Source organism: Stygiolobus sp. CP850M (genome assembly GCF_037389425.1).
In the GTDB taxonomy this organism is placed as follows: Archaea; Thermoproteota; Thermoprotei_A; order Sulfolobales; family Sulfolobaceae; genus Stygiolobus.
Genome location: NZ_JBBHKR010000067.1, coordinates 1 through 20,436, shown reverse-complemented (window position 1 = coordinate 20,436; position 20,436 = coordinate 1). Strand labels below are relative to the sequence as shown.

At 39.3% G+C, this 20,436-nt stretch carries 26 protein-coding genes, 1 tRNA gene and 1 pseudogene; 13 read left to right on the top strand and 15 right to left on the bottom strand.

Annotation, left to right across the window (positions count from 1 at the left end; translation table 11 throughout):
* Positions 1-921 (bottom strand): DEAD/DEAH box helicase family protein (locus WIW89_RS08845; RefSeq protein ID WP_337720474.1); only part of this gene is annotated, 921 nt, incomplete at its 3' end.
* A complete protein-coding gene (locus tag WIW89_RS08840; RefSeq protein WP_337720473.1) occupies positions 905-1,198 on the bottom strand; it encodes a hypothetical protein in 294 nt (97 codons plus the stop codon). The genes WIW89_RS08845 and WIW89_RS08840, both read right to left, overlap by 17 nt.
* A 158-nt stretch (positions 1,199-1,356) precedes the next feature.
* Here WIW89_RS08840 and WIW89_RS08835 point away from each other — a divergent pair, with 158 nt between their 5' ends.
* On the top strand, positions 1,357-1,659 hold the full coding sequence (locus tag WIW89_RS08835; protein WP_337720472.1) for a Rieske (2Fe-2S) protein: 303 nt from the start codon (positions 1,357-1,359) through the stop codon (positions 1,657-1,659).
* Here the strand turns inward: WIW89_RS08835 and WIW89_RS08830 are convergent.
* Genes WIW89_RS08830 through WIW89_RS08785 form a run of 10 tightly spaced genes read right to left on the bottom strand, consistent with a single transcriptional unit; the run spans position 1,643 to position 11,045 of the window.
* Positions 1,643-2,308, bottom strand: a complete 666-nt coding sequence (locus tag WIW89_RS08830; protein ID WP_337720471.1) for a type I 3-dehydroquinate dehydratase — start codon at positions 2,306-2,308, stop codon at positions 1,643-1,645. The two genes, WIW89_RS08835 and WIW89_RS08830, sit on opposite strands and share 17 nt — an antisense overlap.
* The gene (gene aroA, locus WIW89_RS08825; RefSeq protein ID WP_337720470.1) at positions 2,305-3,540 is read right to left on the bottom strand and encodes a 3-phosphoshikimate 1-carboxyvinyltransferase; all 1,236 of its coding nucleotides are present in this window, start codon (positions 3,538-3,540) and stop codon (positions 2,305-2,307) included. Before aroA ends, WIW89_RS08830 begins: the two co-directional genes overlap by 4 nt.
* Positions 3,513-4,325 carry a shikimate kinase gene (locus tag WIW89_RS08820; RefSeq protein WP_337720469.1) on the bottom strand — a complete coding sequence of 271 codons (813 nt, stop codon included), beginning with the start codon at positions 4,323-4,325 and terminating at the stop codon, positions 3,513-3,515. Before WIW89_RS08820 ends, aroA begins: the two co-directional genes overlap by 28 nt.
* Positions 4,298-5,470 (bottom strand): chorismate synthase, encoded by a 1,173-nt coding sequence (gene aroC / locus WIW89_RS08815; RefSeq protein ID WP_337709940.1) that lies wholly within the window; start codon positions 5,468-5,470, stop codon positions 4,298-4,300. Before aroC ends, WIW89_RS08820 begins: the two co-directional genes overlap by 28 nt.
* On the bottom strand, positions 5,448-6,239 hold the full coding sequence (locus tag WIW89_RS08810) for a shikimate dehydrogenase family protein (RefSeq protein WP_337709941.1): 792 nt from the start codon (positions 6,237-6,239) through the stop codon (positions 5,448-5,450). Before WIW89_RS08810 ends, aroC begins: the two co-directional genes overlap by 23 nt.
* A complete protein-coding gene (aroB, locus tag WIW89_RS08805; RefSeq protein ID WP_337720468.1) occupies positions 6,227-7,288 on the bottom strand; it encodes a 3-dehydroquinate synthase in 1,062 nt (353 codons plus the stop codon). The genes WIW89_RS08810 and aroB overlap by 13 nt, the downstream gene beginning before the upstream one ends.
* Complete coding sequence (gene aroF / locus WIW89_RS08800; protein WP_337720467.1) at positions 7,285-8,277, bottom strand: 3-deoxy-7-phosphoheptulonate synthase; 993 nt, start codon at positions 8,275-8,277, stop codon at positions 7,285-7,287. The genes aroB and aroF overlap by 4 nt, the downstream gene beginning before the upstream one ends.
* Position 8,278: 1 nt before the next feature.
* Positions 8,279-9,313, bottom strand: a complete 1,035-nt coding sequence (locus WIW89_RS08795) for a chorismate mutase (protein WP_337720466.1) — start codon at positions 9,311-9,313, stop codon at positions 8,279-8,281.
* Complete coding sequence (locus WIW89_RS08790; protein WP_337709947.1) at positions 9,314-10,255, bottom strand: transketolase family protein; 942 nt, start codon at positions 10,253-10,255, stop codon at positions 9,314-9,316.
* The gene (locus WIW89_RS08785; protein WP_337709949.1) at positions 10,224-11,045 is read right to left on the bottom strand and encodes a transketolase; all 822 of its coding nucleotides are present in this window, start codon (positions 11,043-11,045) and stop codon (positions 10,224-10,226) included. Before WIW89_RS08785 ends, WIW89_RS08790 begins: the two co-directional genes overlap by 32 nt.
* A 2-nt stretch (positions 11,046-11,047) precedes the next feature.
* Here WIW89_RS08785 and WIW89_RS08780 point away from each other — a divergent pair, with 2 nt between their 5' ends.
* The 9 genes from WIW89_RS08780 to WIW89_RS08740 all read left to right on the top strand — a co-directional run bounded on the left by WIW89_RS08780 (position 11,048) and on the right by WIW89_RS08740 (position 17,168).
* On the top strand, positions 11,048-11,992 hold the full coding sequence (locus tag WIW89_RS08780) for a HesA/MoeB/ThiF family protein (RefSeq protein WP_337720465.1): 945 nt from the start codon (positions 11,048-11,050) through the stop codon (positions 11,990-11,992).
* Between the two features lie 7 nt (positions 11,993-11,999).
* Positions 12,000-12,911, top strand: a complete 912-nt coding sequence (locus tag WIW89_RS08775) for a lysylphosphatidylglycerol synthase transmembrane domain-containing protein (protein ID WP_337720464.1) — start codon at positions 12,000-12,002, stop codon at positions 12,909-12,911.
* Entirely contained in the window at positions 12,896-13,936 is a 1,041-nt protein-coding gene (locus tag WIW89_RS08770) for a single-stranded DNA exonuclease (protein ID WP_337720463.1), read from the top strand. The genes WIW89_RS08775 and WIW89_RS08770 overlap by 16 nt, the downstream gene beginning before the upstream one ends.
* Complete coding sequence (locus WIW89_RS08765; protein WP_337720462.1) at positions 13,908-14,156, top strand: KEOPS complex subunit Pcc1; 249 nt, start codon at positions 13,908-13,910, stop codon at positions 14,154-14,156. Before WIW89_RS08770 ends, WIW89_RS08765 begins: the two co-directional genes overlap by 29 nt.
* A gap of 45 nt (positions 14,157-14,201) precedes the next feature.
* Positions 14,202-14,732: a 50S ribosomal protein L16 gene (locus WIW89_RS08760; protein WP_337720461.1), complete on the top strand. Its 531-nt coding sequence runs from the start codon at positions 14,202-14,204 to the stop codon at positions 14,730-14,732.
* The gene (gene dph2, locus WIW89_RS08755; protein WP_337720460.1) at positions 14,729-15,730 is read left to right on the top strand and encodes a diphthamide biosynthesis enzyme Dph2; all 1,002 of its coding nucleotides are present in this window, start codon (positions 14,729-14,731) and stop codon (positions 15,728-15,730) included. Before WIW89_RS08760 ends, dph2 begins: the two co-directional genes overlap by 4 nt.
* 8 nt (positions 15,731-15,738) lie before the next feature.
* Positions 15,739-16,305, top strand: a complete 567-nt coding sequence (locus tag WIW89_RS08750) for an exosome complex RNA-binding protein Csl4 (protein ID WP_337720475.1) — start codon at positions 15,739-15,741, stop codon at positions 16,303-16,305.
* Positions 16,295-16,579 carry a DNA-directed RNA polymerase subunit L gene (locus WIW89_RS08745; RefSeq protein WP_337700305.1) on the top strand — a complete coding sequence of 95 codons (285 nt, stop codon included), beginning with the start codon at positions 16,295-16,297 and terminating at the stop codon, positions 16,577-16,579. The genes WIW89_RS08750 and WIW89_RS08745 overlap by 11 nt, the downstream gene beginning before the upstream one ends.
* Before the next feature lie 253 nt (positions 16,580-16,832).
* Complete coding sequence (locus WIW89_RS08740) at positions 16,833-17,168, top strand: transcription factor S (protein WP_337700307.1); 336 nt, start codon at positions 16,833-16,835, stop codon at positions 17,166-17,168.
* Between the two features lies 1 nt (position 17,169).
* On the opposite strand, the gene WIW89_RS08735 is transcribed toward WIW89_RS08740, so the two are convergent.
* Positions 17,170-17,448 (bottom strand): hypothetical protein, encoded by a 279-nt coding sequence (locus tag WIW89_RS08735; protein WP_337720459.1) that lies wholly within the window; start codon positions 17,446-17,448, stop codon positions 17,170-17,172.
* A 188-nt stretch (positions 17,449-17,636) separates the two neighbouring features.
* Here WIW89_RS08735 and WIW89_RS08730 point away from each other — a divergent pair.
* Together WIW89_RS08730 and WIW89_RS08725 are read left to right on the top strand one after the other, a co-directional pair.
* Positions 17,637-17,726: transfer RNA gene (locus WIW89_RS08730), tRNA-Arg, on the top strand.
* A 254-nt stretch (positions 17,727-17,980) separates the two neighbouring features.
* Positions 17,981-18,265, top strand: coding sequence for a hypothetical protein (locus WIW89_RS08725; protein ID WP_337720458.1), 285 nt, complete (start codon positions 17,981-17,983; stop codon positions 18,263-18,265).
* Between the two features lie 25 nt (positions 18,266-18,290).
* Here WIW89_RS08725 and WIW89_RS08720 read toward each other — a convergent pair whose 3' ends face one another.
* Positions 18,291-18,962, bottom strand: coding sequence for an A24 family peptidase C-terminal domain-containing protein (locus tag WIW89_RS08720; RefSeq protein ID WP_443296440.1), 672 nt, complete (start codon positions 18,960-18,962; stop codon positions 18,291-18,293).
* A 220-nt stretch (positions 18,963-19,182) separates the two neighbouring features.
* Between WIW89_RS08720 and WIW89_RS08715 the strand changes: the two genes are divergently transcribed.
* Entirely contained in the window at positions 19,183-20,319 is a 1,137-nt protein-coding gene (locus WIW89_RS08715) for an acyl-CoA dehydrogenase family protein (RefSeq protein ID WP_337700313.1), read from the top strand.
* Here the strand turns inward: WIW89_RS08715 and WIW89_RS13620 are convergent.
* Positions 20,267-20,436 (bottom strand): annotated as a pseudogene (locus WIW89_RS13620) (SLC13 family permease); the annotation flags it as partial. The gene WIW89_RS08715 and the pseudogene WIW89_RS13620 overlap by 53 nt on opposite strands.

Genomic DNA, 20,436 nt, shown 5'->3' with positions numbered 1-20,436 from the left:
GCTCTTCAAAACTATTTTATTTTTATGAATAAAAGGTACTAGTCCTTCACCATCTTTGTAGCTTTCGTAGAATTTAATTACAGAACCCAAATATATCCTTTTTATTTTCCTCTCCTTTATCATTTGCTCTCTCAGTTCCTCATACTCTTCTTTGAGAACTTCTATTTCATCCTCTGAGATTTCAGGAATCTCATTCGCTCTAATATAACTCTCTACATTAGAGGCTATTCTAACCAACTCGTCCTTTACTCTCTGCAATATGAACTTAACAAACTCATTTTTGGCTTGTTTTATGGCCATATCGAGTAAATGGCTTGAGAGTGTTCTCTCCTCAAAATCCCCTATTTTTTCGACATTATGAGCTTCATCCACTACTATCAGATAATCCTCAAATTCTATACCTAGGGATTCCCTGAACCTGTCTATGAAAAAGTAAGGGTATGTAAGGACTATTACGTCGGCTTTACCTATGTCGTTAAAAAGAGAGAAATAAGGGCAAAACCCTTTTTCAATACCTTGCTCTTTTAACTCCTTAACAAATTCATTGGGATATTTTTCCACCTCTAGATCTATAATAGACGTTTTAAAACTGCATAAGTTACAGTTTATATCATCTGTGCTTGCATCCCCTTCGGAAAATAAACAAGCAGTAGGTTTCCCCATGAGGAATGAGAATTTCAGAGCTTTATCAGTGTTAATTTTCAGGAAATCCCTGAAAACGGGGTTATATTCGTTGTGCGTTCTTACTAAGAAAAGAACCTTACCTTTGGTTTCAAGCCCCACTAAAAGAGAAAATAATGTCTTTCCACTCCCTGTGGGAGAGTTTAAAAATACCAGCTTATTGGTGTTAATAGCACTCTTAATTTTTTCTTTTAGTTTCTTTTGCCACTCTCTCAGCTCTACGTTAGAAAAATTCCTCAATTTTAGCTAATATCTCCTCTAGCATTATATATTTAACGTAATCCTTCTCAGTAAGTGATAATATGTCTCTTACCTTGCCCTTGACTTTTATGGTAGATAAGAACGGAAACACGGCTACAATGTGAACTACCCTTTTAACGTCCTCAACTACATCAGAGGATGGCGGTCTCGACGTTATTACTATAGCTTGTACTTCAGCTGACGGGGAAATATTATTTATCTCTATTAGCCTATAATCTACTTTGTTAGCAATTCTTTCCTCAATAGTTGTATTCATTTATTTACACCTCTTTGTTATTATGTATATAGCATTTTAACATTATAAACTAATCGTATATAGGATATGACAAACTATATAAAAATATCACAAATTGAGCCGTAGACTTAGAGATTGTGTATGATTAGTCTTAAATCTTTTAAAAATTATTGGATTCGATGATCAGGATCCCTAAGTCTGATTTTAGACCGGGAGATAGAAGAAAAATAAAGGTTAACGATAAAGAACTACTTATCGTATACTTAGGTGCAGATAGATTTTACGCTGTTGACAGTAAGTGCCCTCATCTAGGATGCGACCTAAGTAAGGTCGGTGTAGTGATAAGGGAAGAACTAGTGTGCCAGTGTCACTTTACTCATTTCTCCCTTGTAGACGGAAAGGCAATTAAGGGAGCTACCAAAAAACCTATAAAGACTTATAAGGTGACAGTGGAAAAGGAAGACATCATCGTCGAGGATTAGGGAACAGTTTCTCACATTCAACGTTGAAATAAGAAAGGATGTTTTTAACATCCTTGTAATACATTTGGCCTTTAGCTGTTTCCTCCCCTGTATGGGCATATATAAGTTTTGAACCCAGAATACTGAAAGCTATCCTCTCTAACGGGTTAACACCCATTGGCATTACAGCTGAATTTGGAAACTCTTCCAAGACCTTGGCTAAGAGTTGCTTATATTTTCCAGTCCCGATAACAGCTAGTTTCACTAGGGCTCTATTTGCATAAGATGACAAGTTATTTCTCACTTCTTCAAAGGTGGGAAGACAGTCAAAATAGTGGATCGATACTATTACATTCTCGTAAGGTACGATATTTCTTTTTAGGAACCTGACCTCTACGTCGTAAATGATGCCCTCTTTGTAAAGCACTTTTAGGAAATCTGCTTTCGAAGATTCGGATATTTTATTGACTCCTCCCTCGTTTACATCTCTTACGGTAACTATAATTTTATCTCTGAAGTCCTCCACTTTTTTAATGAATTCGTCAACTGGTGGTAGTTCGTGCATATAATCCAACCTTAACTCTATCAGGTCTGTGTCCCTTAACCTCTTCATCCTCTCGTTTAACTCCGCTATACTTCTAACCGGTAAAGACGCTACTACACATGTCATTCTAGTCTAATATTAGCTCCTAAGTAAATTAAGTCTTTCCAGAAATAGGGGTTACTTTTACTTACACACTCAGCCTTGGAGACCGTTCCTCCTGAAGTTAGTGAAAGAACTCCAGCTAACATTGCAATTCTATGGTCGTTTGGACATTCTATGTGACCCTCCTTAACGTCAGAGGGGTAAATCACCATTTTCTGGTCGTCACTTTCAACGTTAACGGAGAAACTTTTCAGAGTTGAAGTGATAGTCTGGGTCCTATCACTCTCTTTCGTCTTCAACCTCTTAATTCCCTCTATCACGGTTTCACTCCCAGCGAAGGGGGCTATAGACGCTATTGAGGGTGCTAGGTCCGGGAAATCGTCAACGTTAATTCTTATCCCTCTTAACTTTTCTGCTCCTCTCACACTCCACGAACCATCCTCAACTACAGTCCTCACCCCCATGTCTCTTAGTATCTTTACTATGCTGTGATCACCCTCGTAGTAGGGTATCGGATAAAGGTTGTTTATATCTATCTCTCCCCCGGTAACGACTGAGGCGATGGCGTAAAAAGAGGAAAGGGCGTAATCCCCGGGGATTTCGCCTTCATATTCCTTAAACTCTCCCTCCTCAACTACTATTTTGTTCCCCTTTATCGTAACTCTGCCACCTAAGGAGTTAATGAGGTCGATTGTCATGTTTATGTAACTCTTAGACGAGACCGGCGGGATAATCTCTATCTCTCCCCCACCCTTCAGAGAAAAAGCGTATATGAACCCAGATATATACTGGCTACTTTCACTTCCGCTAATTGTAACGTGATCAGTGTTAAGCTTTCCCTCTATTACCGTAGGTAAGTTAGTGGAGGAGAAAGTGACGTAAGGTTTTAATGCTTCGATAATAGCGTTAAGCGGTCTCCTTCTTAAACTTGTATCACCGTCTAAGAGGGCTTTCCCTCCTAATATTGCTAGTATTGGTATTATCATTCTCAGTGTCGTCGCCGAACCTCCGAAGTATAATGACGATGGCACTTTCAATTCTGATTTGTTTGATATGAACTGAAACTCTCCTTTCTCACTTATACCTAGCTCTTTAACCACTTCTCTTGCAATTTGAATGTCGTCCGAAGGTTCTGAGACGTTTTTTAACTTGACATTTGCTAATAATGAATAAAGAATTAGTCTGATGCCGAAACTCTTTGACGTAGGGGCTTTTACTTTCCCTCTTATTATCGATTTCTTAATCTCTGCTCGCATAGTCCCACCGGTTGGACTACAATAGGTTTCTCGGCTTGTTTTTCGAACAGGTCTAAAATAACTCCTTCATTACCTATCTTAGTTACAGCAAACATGGAAGGTCCGTTTCCTGAAATTCCGGCTGCCAATGCACCTTTTTTCAGGGCTTCATTCGCTAAAGTAAGGTCGTACCCCATAATTATTCCCACAGCCAGCCCGTTAAGTTTCATAGCCGTAATTACATCATGTCTGGCTAGGGTAAAGATCTCCTTAAAGAGGGGCTCGAATTTTCTAAGTCTAGTCATATCAACTGACACAGATCTCTTTCCTCTGGGTATGACTATGATCGAGATCTCTGAAGGAGGCTCTTTCATGTCGATTATTTTAAATTCCTTATTGTACGTATAAGATACTCCACCAAAGTACGAAGCTGAAGCGTCGTCCAACGCGCCAGTATACGAAACACGGGACTTCAGAGACAGAATTGCGGAGAGAACAGGTACATCCCAAGCTTTTATAGGTAACTGAAATTTTTCTGCGATTTCCCCTATTAACGCAGAGGATACAGCACTACTACTTTTTAGTCCGCTCTTCGGGGGTATCTCGGAATTAATCTCCACTTCAATGCATGGTATATTATAGTTCTCTCTGAAATACAACACAATCTCGTTTACCAGCTGAGAAGGATGTGTAGCACACTCCTTGCTCTCTCTTATTTTAACGTCAACCTTAACGTTTATAGCCATTGATGAGCCGTACCAACTTGGAAGTGCGTTAACTACTGAGACCCCTGCATAGGCTTGCATGACTCAACGTACCTCCTCCACCTTTCCTCTATAACTTTCGCTTGCTCCTCAGTTAGTTTTACTGTAGGTATATATTCAGCTCTCATCGCATGGTCTACTAAGACTAGGGCTACCATCGCCTCAGCTACTGAGACCCCCCTAATTGCTACTGCAGGGTCATGTCTACCTATTACAGATATCGTAGTCTCTTCGTAAGTCCTCAGATCTACCGTTTTCTGGGGTTTTCTTATAGAGCTTGTAGGCTTAAAAGCACAACGTAATATTATGTCTTCTCCGTTAGACAGTCCGCCTAAGATCCCTCCTGAAGTATTGTTTTTCCACCTGAGTCTTCCGTCCTTAACGATAATTTCGTCATTGGCTTCACTACCTCTCATTCTTCCTGCCTTAAAGCCAAGTCCGTATTCAAAACCTGTAACAGCAGGAATTGAGAGTACGGCTTTAGCTAAGTCGGCTTTTAGTTTGTCGAAAACGGGTTCACCTAAGCCCGATGGTGGGTTTTTGACCACAATTTCGGCAATTCCTCCCCAACTATCTCCCTCTACTGTAGCTTGTTTGATGAGTTCTTCGAACTTTTCCTCCAACCACTTTTTACTGGCCCTGACGGGGCTGTACTTTGAGCAAAGGATCTCCTCGAAGGTAACGTCTTCGTTTAACTCTATAGGTCCCAGACCCTTTAAGTGTCCAGCAATTACCGTGTCAGTAAGCATTAACAACTTTTTAGCTATAGCACCGGCGGCTACTCTACTAACGGTCTCTCTCGCACTCGCCCTCCCGCCCCCTCTATAATCCCAGTTTTCATAACCGTATTTCATAATGTAAGGTAAATCCGCGTGTCCCGGTCTCGGTTTATATTTTATTTCCTCGTATAGTGACGAGATAACGTCTGAGTTCTTTACTATTATTGCTATCGGTGCCCCCGTAGTCCTCCCGTTATATATTCCACTTACGATCTCAGGTTCGTCTTTCTCACGTCTACCGGTTACATATTGTCTGCCTGGTCTCCTGAAGAGGAGTTCAAACTGTATGTCATCTTTACTCAAGTATAGCCCTGCAGGGACTCCATCAATAACCACTCCTACTTCAGGACCGTGGCTCTCTCCAAATGTAGTTATTCTGAACATTTCACCGAACGAGCTGCCTGGCATATAAATACCCCATTACTTCATTTCTATCTAACCTTTTGCCGAACCAAATTTTATCGGCCTCTAAAGCTTGCTCTACAAGAATTTCGATCCCGTTTATAGTATTTATACCTCTTTTTTCAGCCCTGATTATCAACGAGGTCTTTACAGGTTTGTATACGAAATCTATCGCTAACTTTCCCTGAACACACTCATCAGATACGAAGTTAGGGTCGGGAGTTGTATTTACAACTACGTCGCTTTTAGGACATTCCCCTGCGATCTTAATACTGAATCCCTTCTGAGATACCTCTTCCCTCAATCTCTCAGCCCTCTCTGTGCTTCTGTTGATCACGAATACCTCACAACCAGCATTAAGTAAGGAGTATATTACTGCCCTAGCCGCTCCACCAGCACCGAATACAGTGCATACTTTAATCTCGTTTACGTCTACTTTCTCTCTTATTAACGTGTTCAAGGCTATATAATCCGTGTTGTACCCTTTTCCCTCAAAAATTGTGTTTACAGCTCCTATCATTTCCGCCTCTTTTTCTGGTCTTACGTATCTTAACGCCTCCTCTTTATAGGGAATTGTTATATTTAACCCATAGCTTATGTTAAGTAAACCGGGGAAAGTAGCGTGAAACTTCTCTTTCTTAATATCAAACACGAGGTAAACAGCATTTATCTCAAGTTTTTGAAACACGTAATTATGTATTGAGGGTGATAAGGTGTAAGGTATATTTTCTCCTACTACACCTAGTAGTTTAGTATAATAATTTATTTCAAGCATTGTTCCGCAAACCCCTTCAGAGTTTCTACCGGTACTTCTATTCTTTTCCAGTCGCCTATTCTAGTCGGAAAAGGCATAAGGACTTTGTCTCCCCTGACTTTTTTGTCTTTGGTCAAAGCTTCCAGTGCTATCCTGAGGTCTATATTTTCCTTCAATGAGTCTACTGTTATAGGTAATTCGTAATGGGATAATATCCATGTAGTGTCTTCTACAACTCCTTCCTCTGCATATCCCATTTCCTCAGCTATCTTCGCCTCACATACCATTCCTACTGATATGGCATAACCGTGAGAAATCCTGAAGTTGGATCCGGCTTCAATAGCGTGACCAATTGTATGACCGAAGTTCAGGACTATCCTAATGCCTTTAGTCTCTCTTTCGTCCTCCTTTACTACTGCTAGTTTATTTAATGCGGATTTATATACCACAGTCTCCAAAGCTTCAGGTTTTTTTCTGTATATTTCATCCTTATGCATAACTAAATAATCGTAAAGCTCCTTGTCTAGCACCAAGCCGTATTTGATTACTTCAGCCATACCCTTCTTTATTTCCTCTAGAGGAAGTGTCTCAAGAAAGTCTATGTCGGAGATTATAAAGGATGGTTGGTAAAACGTTCCCAATACGTTCTTAACGTTCTCAAAATTAACACCGGTTTTACCTCCTATTGCAGCATCTACCATACCCAGCAACGTGGTTGGTATATTAATTAGGTTTAATCCCCTCATGTATATAGATGCTATGAAGCCTACTACGTCTGTTACTGTCCCTCCTCCTACTGCAATTACATAATCTCCTCTGTCGAATCCCTTCTCGAATAGTTCTCTTACTAATTTTAATGAGTATAATATATCTTTAGCTTCCTCACCGTCCTCCATGGGGAATTCGTAATAACTCTTCAAACTTTGTTTGATCTTGTCAACGTTTAGCTTTCTCGAGTAATATAACGCAACTTTCTTGTCTCCTATTATTTCGGAAAGAGATGAAACTGAACCCTTACCGATTATGACATGGGTAGTCGTGTTGCAAAAATCTTCACTTATTTTAATCATGCAGTTCTACCCAGAGCGTTAGATAACGCCTTAATTCTATTCATTAAGACCTCAAAGGATTCAGGGGTTAACTGTTGCTCTGAGTCACTAAAAGCTTTCTCGGGATGAGGATGGACTTCTATTAATAACATGTCTGCCCCAGCTGCAACTGCCGCTAATGCGAGGGAGTGAACCAGTTCTCTCTTCCCAGCAGGATGGCTGGGGTCAGCACATATAGGTAGATGGGTCTGTAATTTAGCTGCTACCATTCCACCTATGTCCATAGTAAATCTTGTGGCTTTTTCAAAAGTTCTGATCCCCCTCTCACAAAGAACGACGTTCCCATTTCCTTCCGAAAGTATGTATTCTGAAGTCAATATCCACTCTTCGACTGTGTTACCCATCCCTCTCTTAAGAAGAACTGGCAACCCAGATTGTCCAGCTACCTTTAGCAAGTCAAAGTTTTGGGCGTTTCTTGCCCCGATTTGAAGCATGTCGACGTATTTCTTGAACATATCTATTTGTCTGGTGTCCATTATTTCAGATACTATGGGTAAACCTACCTCGTCTCCTACTTTTCTTAATATCTGAAGACCCTTTTCACCGAGACCTTGGAAGGAGTAAGGGCTAGTCCTCGGTTTAAAGGCTCCTCCCCTAAGTATTGAGGCTCCGGCTCTCTTCACAGCTTTGGCTACGGTTAGTACTTGTTCTTCATCTTCTACAGCACAAGGACCTGCAGCTACTACAACCTTATTTCCTCCTATCTTTACTCCATTGACGTCAACTTCCGTTGGTTCTTTTTTCCACTCATTACTGGCTAATTGGAAAGGTCTCTTGGGCTTTACGGATACTTCTATAGACGGATCTTTGATATTTTCAACATACGCGTCGGGCCACGCTATTACTATTTTTTTCCCGTATAGATCAAGGAATTTATAAGAAGCTGATGACTCCTTTAACTTCTCGTTTAGTGTAGAATAATCTACTCCTTGTTTTAGGATAAATAACAATCTACTCACCTAGCTCGTCTTTAACTTGTTTTAGCTTCATAATCCCTATTTCTCTAGCCTTATAAGCATAAGGGTTACTCTTTTGTATTTCTATAATCACTGGGTATAACTCGCTCATCCTAGCGAGTATCTTTGATACTTCCCTAAAATTAGTTGTTTGTAATTCTTTCAGAAGGTTATCACTTATCTCAAGCTCCTTTTGAAGGCTCGGAATAGCCTTATTTAAACCCAAAATGAAAAAGTGGGTGAGGACTTGAATTATAGCCATAGCCTTCTCGTGTTCTTCAACTGTAGTGACTACAGGTTGAAGTCCTACGTCCCTCCAGAATTCTACTATTTCAGTTATGTCTCCTGAAGTAGCTGAGGGTATGATTGCAATCCTCTCACCAATAGGGTATAATATGGGTCCGAATAGCGGGTGGGTTGACACGAACTTAAAGCCGTTCTTTACGGACATTTCTTCGAGCTGTTTGAAAGTACTCACTTTAGAGGAAAATATATCCATGACGACCTTTCCTTGAGGTATTTTACTAAGGAGTGATGAAATGTAATCTACTGCGGAAGGAGAGAGGGCTAGAATTATGTATTCCCCCCAATTAAGTGCTTGTTCTGGTTCCATGAATACTGCGTTGAATTGTCTTGACAACGATTCAGCTTTTTTTGAATTCCTTCCCGTTATAACAACATTGTGACCGGCGAGGGTGAGAAGTGAAGTAAGTGAGCGTGACATCCCCCCGTATCCCACTATTACGACTTTCTTCTTTTTCCCGGGGGAAATTTGATAAAGTTTAGAATAAGAGAATAAAATAGGTAAAATAAGATTTACCATTGACTCTGGTATTCCCAAATACCTTGCCTTTTCGAGCCAATAAGTCTTAACATATTCCTCTCTTTTTGCGTCTGTAACTTCTCTACCTGTCCTCCTCTTAATTTCTCCTATCTTCGCAGAGACCTTAAGCCTTCTGTGTAATAACTCTAGTATCTGATTGTCAATATCTTCTATCTCCTTTCTCAGCTTTTCCAGCTCTGTGCTCATTCATTTCACTAGCTCCAGCACAGCGCTTATGACGGATTTATAATTGATTCCGTAGTAATCTAGGAGATCCCTTTGACTTCTCGCACTCCTGCCGAAAGTGGTGGCTCCTATAAACCTCATCTTAGTCGGATATCTTTTTGCTAACACTTCAGCTATAGCAGAACCTATACCACCATATATGCTATGTTCCTCTATTGTTACCACTCTTCCGGTTTTTCTCGCATAATATTCTATCGTATCTTCGTCTATCGGCTTTATAGAGAATAAGTTGATTACAGCAGCACTTATACCCATCTTTTCTAATTCTTCTGCAGCCTTTAATGCGTCCCATAGTACGACTCCAGCACCCATTATAGCTACATCATCTCCGTCTCTAAGCACGTATGCTTTACCGAGTTTGAAGTCGTAATCCACCCCTGTCGTTATTGATGGCGAGTATTCTCTGCCCACACGGTAGTAAAGTGGTCCCCTCAGTTCCTGAACGACTACGGGCAAACTTCTCTTTATATCCTCCGGATCTGCGGGTACTATCACCTTCATGTTCGGTAGAACTCTCATCAATGCTATGTCCTCTAAACTCTGGTGGCTCGATCCGTCACCGCTGTCACTATAACCTGCATGAGTTACAAGTATCTTTACGTCTAAGTTCATTCTGGCTACTGAGTTCCTAATTTGCTCCCACGCCCTCATCACGAACATGGAAAAGTTTACTATTAACGGTTTAAATCCTACTGCAGATAGACCCGCAGCAAAGTTAATCATGTCTTGCTCTGAAATACCTACGTTGAAATATCTATCAGGGAATTTCTCCCTGAAGTACATTGCCCTTGTAGAGTCCCCTACGTCAGCAGAAATTACTACAATATCCTTGTTCTTCTCTCCTAGCTCCGCTAATAACTTACCAAAAGTATCACGCATTGAGTAGGAACTTCCTTGCATCATCTGGGCTCGACCTCTGTCTCTTAGAGTTTTCGATGACTGGGAAACCTTTTCCTCTTACTGTCTTTGCAAATATAACTACTGGTGCTTTTATTTTAAGTGCCTCATCTATTGTGTTTATTATACTTACGAAGTCATGTCCGTCACAACTTAATGTCTTCCAACCGACAGCTTTCCAGACATCGGGTAAGAAGTCCTTAGGCTTTACATTACCCGTTGAATCGTCCAGCTGGAACCCGTTCATCTCTATGAAGGCAATTAAGTTGTCTAGCTTTCTCGTAACGGCATGTGTCATGGCTTCCCATATTTCACCTTCGTCTTGCTCACCATCGCCCATTATTACGAAAACTCTCCCAGTACCTCCCTTCATTTTAATTCCTTGGGCAACTCCTATTCCGAAGCTTAAGCCTTGACCTAAGCTACCGGTAGCCATGTCCACACCTGGTATGAAGATTTCTGGGTGTCCTTGTAGTAGTCCTGAGATATCTTGAATCTTCCATAACTCATCTTCGCTTATGTAGCCCTTTTCAGCTAATACTGCATATAATGCGGGAGCGGCATGTCCTTTACTTAATATTAACCAGTCTCGGTTAATTGGATCTTTCCCTTCCCTTAGATACCTGAAGAACAAGGTCGTTAATATTTCTATACTACTTAGTGAAGAACCAACATGGATTGTCTGGTCGTAAAATAGCATCCTTATTACATTCCTTCTAGCTCTTTCTGCTATTGACTTGAGCTTATTTAATTCCTCTAATGATATTGGAGTTCCATCACTTCCACCTTTTTCCATTGGTGCAAAACCAAGCCCCCATCACATCTTCCAAACACTTAATTATAAGCTTTGTTATACAAGATTGTGTGGAAAGATACTCAAGGCAGATACTAGTATTAGGCTTTGAAGTGCAGCAGAAGCTAGCTGGATTAAAGGTTACTATTGTTGGTTGTGGAGCGTTAGGCACGGCCTTAGCTGAACTCCTAACAAGGCTGGGAGTAGGTTATATTAAAATTATTGATGCAGATATAGTAGAAATCAGTAATCTTCATAGAACCAGACTTTTCACGGAAGAGGATGTAGGAAAACCTAAGGCTCTTGTATGCAAGGATAGATTAGCTAAAATAAATTCAGGTATAAAGATAGATGCAGTAATTGATGTTGTTGATCAAACCAACGTAGAGGAGTTAATAAAGGGTAGTGACTATGTATTTGATGCTCTGGACAGTTTATTCTACAGACTTGTCTTAAATGACGCATGCGTAAAGCTTGGGATCCCCTTAATTTACGGTGGAGTAATTGGAGAATACTCGTCAGTAAAATTAATAGTTCCCAAAGTCACATCTTGTTTGTCTTGCTTTATGAACTACGCAAATGAGGCGGATACAAACGCTTGTGAGACAATAGGCACTTTAAATACTGTTATCGATGTGACCGCAAGTCTGCAAGTTCAATTAATGCTGAAACATCTAATGGGTGAAATTGACGGAAATTTGTACTATCTGGACATGAAGAGCCTTAGACTAGATAGAATACGTATCGAAAGGAGCAGCCAATGTGAAGCTTGTTCAAAGGGCCAATATGTGTATCTTAACTCAAGGCTTGAAGTGAGCTGTGGTATAAAGAGACTAAGAACTTCCGAAGGATATATGTCTAAAAATCAGGGTGTAAAAACTGAGAAAGTGAAGGATGGATTTATTATTTGTTATCCTGACGGAAAATGTTTTAAAAAAGTTTCTCGCTAATGAAGGCGTGGATAAAAAATTAGTATTAGTCATACTTCTTCCAATCATAATCATAGGAGTATATTCTGAAATATTTAAGATTGACATTCTAAATATATTCTTGAAGTTGGATCCTTATTTCGTGATATTCTTCTTTGTAGCTTATCTCACCCAAATTTTAATAGTCTCTTTAAGGGACTCGAGGATAATAGGAATAGATTTCTATACCGCGTTTAAAGCAAGAATATTTGCAAACAGTGTAAGTCTTATAATTCCAGGAGCAATGGGTCCTGATCTAGCCAGAGCTGTAATTTATATCAGGAAAGGGGTAAGTATCGATATAGCGTTTTCCCTCTCTCTTTTAGAATCATTTTATGACGTGAATGTAATAGCGGTAATGTTCTTAGTATTTATCTGGTTTAAGTTCTCAGCTTTCGAGATAATTTTGGTTCTTACAGCATTGGGAAACGTTTTACTTTGGATCTTTGGGGTAGGATATATTTACGGTACATCGAACTATAACTTAAATAGAATAGAACAAAAGATATTTTCTATTAAATATCTTAAGCCCTTACAAGACGCTTACTTGAACGCTAAGGGTGAGATAAAAGAAAGGTTAAGCAACCCTTTCCTAACTATATTGTCGGTGTTTCTCACAGTTCTTAGCTATGTAGTACAATCCTTGCCTTTTTATCTGGTTTCAAGGTCATTAATAGAATCACTATTGATTAATACTACTTATCAAGTCGCTTTATTAGTACCGATACCTTCTGCGGCAGGGATATCTGAGCTTGCATTAACCGCAATAGTTCCTCCTCTCTTAGTTCTCCAGATAAGAGTTCTTGAGCTACTATCATATTCTTTAGGCTTTGTTTATGTTAGGGAAATTAGTATTGAAGAGATCAGAAAAGAGGTGAAGGAAGTTTGGAAAACTATCTAAAAGAGCCTAGTCCAGATAAACAAATAACGAGCGAAATCATAGCGTCAAAGGTAAGGTGTATTAAAGCTCCTTATAACCCAGACGCCATAATATTCTCGTTTTTAATTAGTAAGTATGCAAATAGCGAAGGTGATGAGTTTGCTCTAAGTCTCAGGGGAGAATGCCCTATAAAATTAGAAATTGTCCCTTCTGGTAGAGTTATTACTATTTTCGACAAGCAGTATAACATAGGACAAACTTCATTTTCGTCATTGTTTCCCATATCAGTAGATGACTTAATTCCAATACTTGCTGGTATGTTCTCGTCATTAGTCTTAGAAAGAAGACCTTTGACGGAATATGAACGTAACGTATTATCACAAATGGAAAATTTAGGAGTTTCAGTAGAGAAAAATATTAAGATACCTAACTATAAACACTTGCCATTATTTTCATCTTTAACAATGTCCATAGATCCGTATATACCGGATATGACTGGGAATAGAGAAGATACAATAAAGGCGTTAGACGAACTTGGAATCGAAGCTACGGATAAACTGGAGGATCTAGATGAGGCGAAACTGAACACACTTATGATGAGAATAGCTTCGAGTGTTATGAAGGTTAATCCAAAATTCGATAGAACAGACCTGATAACCGATAGAGTTTACTATATGGAGTACGATACTTTAGAATTGGCCTTTACGACCTTGTACTTTTTAGACGTTAGAGGGATTGGAGACCTATTTCAACTCGTTTATACACCGAACTATGCCGAGACTTTAATAACTAAGTTCAGGGACGACATGGCCAAGGGTTTTAAAATAAACGGATTAACCGAGACCACACAGTATTACGTTGTGGATTCAACACTGAGGTCGCCGATACTACTTCAACTAATATTCATACAACAAGGCCGTGTCAGAAGAGATAAACCAATACTTATAAAGACTCAAGAGGGCTTATTTACAAGCAGATATTTCTACGTTAATTCCGGAAAAGAAGGGTTGATAAGAGTTGAAGATAAGTATAACTCTAAGGATTAGGACTTCGCAGCCTAATAATGTGGCAAAAATAGTTAATGTGGACAACATAAATATTCCCAGAGGGATGGAAATAGAAGTGGAGCCAACAGATGATGACTTAATCGTTATTGTGTCAATGAATATAGAGAAACCTAGTGACATCTTGACGTTAAAGAACACGGCTGACGAAATTATACAGCAGATAAACTTGATAGAGAAGACCCTAAATAAGGTAAGGTAAACATTCAAGGGAAAGTTTTAAATTAGTAGTAGACAGTGTGTAATTATGCCACTAAGACCTGGAAGATGTTACAGGCACTTCTCCGGCCCAGCTTATACGAGAAAGGAGTACATACCTGGAGTACCAATGCCTAAAATAACAAAATTCACTATGGGTAATCCCAATAATGATTACGATTACGAACTAAGACTAGTCAGTAGTGAGATAGGGCAAATAAGGCATAACGCTTTAGAAGCTGCACGTGTATTAGCGTTAAAGTATTTAACGAAGAAATTAGCCTCAGAAACGAACTTCTATTTAGTTGTTACTAAGTATCCCCACCATGTTTTAAGGGAAAACAAAATGATGGCCTTTGCAGGAGCGGACAGATTGCAGGACGGTATGAGGCTTTCATTCGGAAAGCCCATAGGTACAGCAGCTAGAATAGAAAGGTTAGGAGACCTCATAATGTTCGTAAAAGTTAAGAAGGAACACGTAGAGATAGCAAAACAAGCATTAAAGATGGCACAGTCCAAAATATCCATTAGGACTAAGATCGAGGTCGTGCCGTTAAAGAAAGAGGCACCAGCACAGTGAATTATGACTTTGAGATAGAGAAAACTGTAAACGAAATAAAGAATAGAGGAGCAAAAAGAGTTCTTCTTCAGTTTCCGGAGGGCTTAAAACCTTTTTCATTACAAGTGGTTGAACAGCTAAAAGAAAAATTACCGAATATAGAATTTCTCATATCTACTGAACCCAGTTGGGGAGCATGTGATATAGCCGAAGACGAGGCTACTACGCTTAAAGTAGATCTAATAATTCACTATGGTCATACACCATATACTTGGTATTACCCTAAGTTCCCTACCGTGTTCATCGAAGTCAGAAGTAATCTTTATATAAGTGACCAACAAATAGCGAACTTAAAGTCCCTTCTTGAAGAAAAATATAAAGCGAGAAGAGTCTCTATAACTTCGACCATACAACATGTACACTTGATCAAGCAACTGGCTACAAAACTTCAGGGATTTGATGTGCTTGTAGGAAAACCCTCTTCTCCTTTTATGTATGACGGGCAAATACTGGGCTGTGATTATAAATCGGCTTTGAATGTAGAGGCTGACGTATATCTCAACATCTCAGGAGGTCTATTTCACGCTTTAGGCGTAGGTCTTGCTACTGGAAAGCCTGTAATTAAGGTTGATCCTTATACCGGAAGAAATGAGGACTTAACTAGTGAAGTTTATAAAATCCTTAAGGTCAGATACGGAAAGATAATGAAAGCATTAGATGCAAAGACGTGGGTTATAATTCAGGGAGTGAAAACCGGTCAGAACAGACCTCTGATGGTTAAGTACTTTGAGAAGAAACTAAAAGAAAGAGGATATAAGGTATTCGTAATCACAAATAGGTCTTTGAGTAAGGACACCCTGAGAAACATAGACAATGATGAGGTCGACACGTTTGTCGTAACTTCTTGTCCTAGACTTCCTATCGACGATTTGTACGATTATGAGAAACCGGTTTTAACTCCGGGGGAAGCGAAAATGATTATATCTGGTAATTTAGATAAATATATATTCCCTTGGTGATGTGAGTGTTGAGAAAGCAAGGAGAATTATTGTTACCGGGAGACGAGTTAAATGTATTGGAAGAATTCGTCCCAGGCGAGGGGACTTACGACAAGGACGGAAAGGTCTACTCCAGTGTTGTTGGGAAAGCGTTTTACGATATGATAAATAGAAAGGTAAATTCGATTACCTTTAAGAGACCTGGAATTGTAATGATAAAAAAGGCTAAGTATGTGCTGGGAATTGTAGTTGGGCTTAAGGAAGACTCAGCCCTAGTAAACATTTACAGTATTGAGGACAAACAGACAGAGTCTATTACAGGTTACCTACATATTTCTCAGATAACTAACAAGTACTTAAACTCGATATCCGAAGCTGTTAAGGTCGGAGATATAATAAGGGCTAAGCCTTTGAACTCCACGATCCCTATAGCGTTAACTCTAAAACAGAGGGATCTGGGTGTTGTTTACGCTAAATGCTCGATATGCGGTACTAAAATGACTAAACATGACGAAGAACATTTAAGGTGCCCCAACTGTGGTAATATTGAGTCTAGGAAAATAGCTCTACTTCAGGTGAAGAAAGGTGGAAGTTAAGATCCTTAAGGAAACGGATGAGTATTTAGAAGTACAAATAGACGGTGAGGATCACACTTTGGGCAACCTACTAAAGGGTATGCTCTTAATGGTACCGGGAGTAAAGTTCGCCTCTTATACACAACCTCACCCTCTGATAGACAGTATAATAATAAAGACAATGACAGACGGAACTATAAAGCCAAGGGAGGCTTTGAAGAAGGCTATTGAACTCGCCGAGAGTTATGCTGACAAGTTCATTGAAGAGGTTAAGAGTATTGAAAAAGGAAACTAGAAAAGCGGTTGTCTCGTCTTATCATGACAAGTTGTATATTGTATGTGTATTTAGAGGTTTTTTCTAGAAAAAATATTTTTCGGAGAAAGTAAAGAAGAGGTTATTAGCTCCTTTAATTCATCAAGTGTTAAGGAGGAAGTTAAAACCTTTGTCGACAGCGGAGAAGAAGTCGAAATTTGTAACTCTTTGGCTGAGCAAATTGGAAGAAAATTAAATAAACTATGGTGTAAGTAGGTATTTCTATTGGTGAATTATGAAGTTCTGTCCCAAATGTGGCTCCATTATGGTTCCTAAGAAAGATGGAGGAAAAACACTTTACAGATGTCCTAAGTGTGGTTATGAGGAAGTGGCAGGGCAACAATCAGTTAAGATAACCACGACGGTTAAGCACTCTATTAAAGAGAAAACGTTGGTCTTGGAGAGCGACGTTCCTCCTACTGGTGCACAAATAACTAAGGGCATTTCTTGCCCTGCTTGTGGTAATGACGAGGCTTATTTCTGGATTTTACAGACGAGAAGGGCTGACGAGCCTCCTACGAGATTTTACAAGTGTACCAAGTGTGGAAAAGTATGGCGTGAATACGAGTGAATTAACTACTGTGAATTGACACTCTAAGTTGATGACTTCTAGGGAATTCCTCATCGAAAATTCTCTTTAACAAGTTTTTCAGGTCTTTCTCCGATACATTTTCGTAAGTCATCTTCTTAAATCCGCTTTCTACTATATTGAACGAGTCTTCTCTGATCTTTGTGATTTCTACCCAACGGTCTCCTTTAAAGCTTTCGATTCTCATTACTTTACCTATTTCTAGTTTAATGACTTGACCGAAAACCAATTTATCTGCTGATTTTGTTGAAATCCATGGCATGTGGTAAATATTCGATAAAAAGAATAATAAATGAACGGTAAGAATATTACTGATACTAATTATTACTAAAGGCTTAAATCGAGAGAGTTCAACTTGTTTTCGTTGACTAGTGATGGACGTTTTTAATTTGTACCATATAATATACCGAAAAACCTTTAAGTTATGTGAGACTCATGATTTATGAACTTGGACCCGTAGCTCAGCCAGGATAGAGCGCCGGCCTTCTATGGGGCCGGTAAGAGAGCCGGTGGTCCCGGGTTCAAATCCCGGCGGGTCCGCTATATCTCTCTATTTTAAACCGCATAATATGAACGTTTTTACCGACTAAGTATTGCGTAAATGTAAACGTTTAATAGAGTTAAATTAATTTTAGGAATATAAATACATACCCATTATTTTTTATTTAAGAATAGACATATAGTTTATAAAATTCTTAAAAGAATTATTTTCACTATATCAATTAATAATATGGTCAAAAGAATTGAATTTTGGTAAAAACTTAAAAGGAAACTCTATCAGAATACTAATCGTAATGTTTCACATTTGGATAGTTAACATTGGTATTGTAATTATATCGCTGATTTTAGCATTACTGGTATCGTATGAGTTAGTATCTACTAGAAGTGCTGTAAGGAGCAAACTTACAGCAGTTCTTTTAGGATTAGGCATTATTCTGGTTATTCAGCAAATCTTACTTTTAGGCTCATTCATGATGTGGTCTTCGGATTCAAATCCTATTTACGTTTACCCTTCACTGGGGATAGCAATTCTGAGCTTAATAGGTCTAATTATGATATATATCATAGTAAAAATATGATTTTTTCTTTAAACTCTTTTTCCTCCTAAATCGGCAAACCTATTATTAAACTAATTACATACCCGGCTAATATGAAAGGAATGACTGGGACTCCCCAAATTACCCAAATTTCGTCATCTTCTTTAATTATTCCCTTATTCACATATTCCTGAAATTTCTTCCTCCACTCTGCATCGTCTTCATCTACAGAAAAAGTTGTCCTCAATGAGACATTACCTTTTTCATCGATCTGTGTTAGGGGGAAAAGAAACTTAGAATTGAGAAAATCCTTAACTTTAATCCTCTTTCCAGATATCATCAAGCTAAGTTTGGTGGTAAATGGTAGGTCTCCATTTATATGACCGAGATTTCTGATCACGTTACCTAAGGCTGTTATTCCTATCAAGAGTGAGGCGTAGAGAAGGATTACTAAAGGTTCTATTCCCTCTTCTGAGAGTTTCGGAAAGAAAAAGGGATAGACTACGGCGTTACTTAAGGAAAGTATAACTGATAAGAAAAGATCAGCTCCTCCCATTAATGCCAGTCTGTAAAACACGTAAATCATAACGTTAGTGGTTATGACAGAGTATAAGTAGAGAAAGGGTATAACTAACTTATAATCGAAATATAAGAATAGTATTAACGGCGAGTAAATTAGCCAAACCTTGAGGTCTACCTCCCTGGTCTTGATGTCTAGAATCGATGTATGAATTAGCATTACCAGCGTTGACACTACTTGTATTAAGTATATTATATTCACGGCAGGAAGCCCTCCTCACACAGCCCTCTGCGAGGCAGTCAGAGGGCTAGATACCCCATCTGATTACATATAATAATCCCTCTATTTAACTCTAATCCGAATGCACAGACGTCAGATATCGTTAATTTTATTCACTCTAAAATTTTATATCACTTAAACTCTTTATACCTAAATAGCCATGTTTGAATTAAGTAAGGAATTAGAAGAGTATAGGTATAAAATTAGAGAATATGCTCAGAAAACTGTTAGAGAATATGCTAAATATATGGACGACACCAACGAAGGCGGAGACAAAATACTGAAGGATTTAGCTGAAATGAACTTACTAGGCATGAAGGAGCCCACAAAGTATGGCGGTCTCGGTCTTGGGGAAGTAGCATTCGCAATAGCTACGGAGGAATTAGGAGCTGAGAGCGGAGGTGCTTCCCACTCTCTACATACACAACACAACGCTTTACAACTCTTGATTTCAGTAGGAGGGGATTCAGCTCAAGAATGGATAGAGAAAGGAATAAAGGCAAAGGAGATATACGCCGTAGCATTAACAGAACCACAAGCCGGTTCTGATCTAGGTGCATTACAAACAACGGCGAAGCCTGATGGAGATGAGCTTGTCCTTAACGGCGAGAAAATATTCACTAGTGCCGCATCGTTCTCTACAAAGATGGTAGTATTAGCTAGGACTAGCGGAAACCCTGGAGACAGACAAGGAATATCCTTACTTCTTGTAGACTCCAAATTGCCCGGTGTTGAAATTCATAAGCTCGACCTAATGGGTATCAGAGGTGCTGGTGTGTCATATGTCAAGTTCAACAACGTTAGGATTCCGAAAGACAGTATAATAGGAAAAGAAGGCGATGCGTATAGAGGAGCCTTAAAGGCTTTGATGATCGGAAGAAATGGATATGCAGGAATTGCTGTGGGAATTGCAAGAGGAGCTTTAGATGAGGCAATCCAGAGGGCTCAGACCAGAAAGCAGTTCGGAAAGCCAATAATAGAGCAGGAGTGGATAGGCTTTAACCTAGCCGATGCTTACATAAAAGTTGAGGCTGCAAGGCTTCTAACCTGGAGAGCTGCCTCAATGTTTGATAAAGGATTAGAGGCACTTACAGAGGCTTCAATGGCTAAGTATTACGCTGCAGTAACTGCCACGGAGGTGACGAGACTAGCCCTTCATATATTTGGCGGTCACGGTCTTAATAGAGGGTCTAAAGTGGAGAGATTATATAGAGATGCTAAAATCATGGAGATCGCAGAAGGTACTAATGAGATGCAGCTGGTAGCTGTATCAAGGCTGTTCCAGCCAAAGAAATAAACAAGTAGAGGACTGTGAAATTAACCAAGAGCACCGGAGTCGCGTATTTCATAAATTCAAAGAAATTGAAACTTTTTCCTCCTCTTATTTCTGACGCTTCTGATATAATCACGTTAC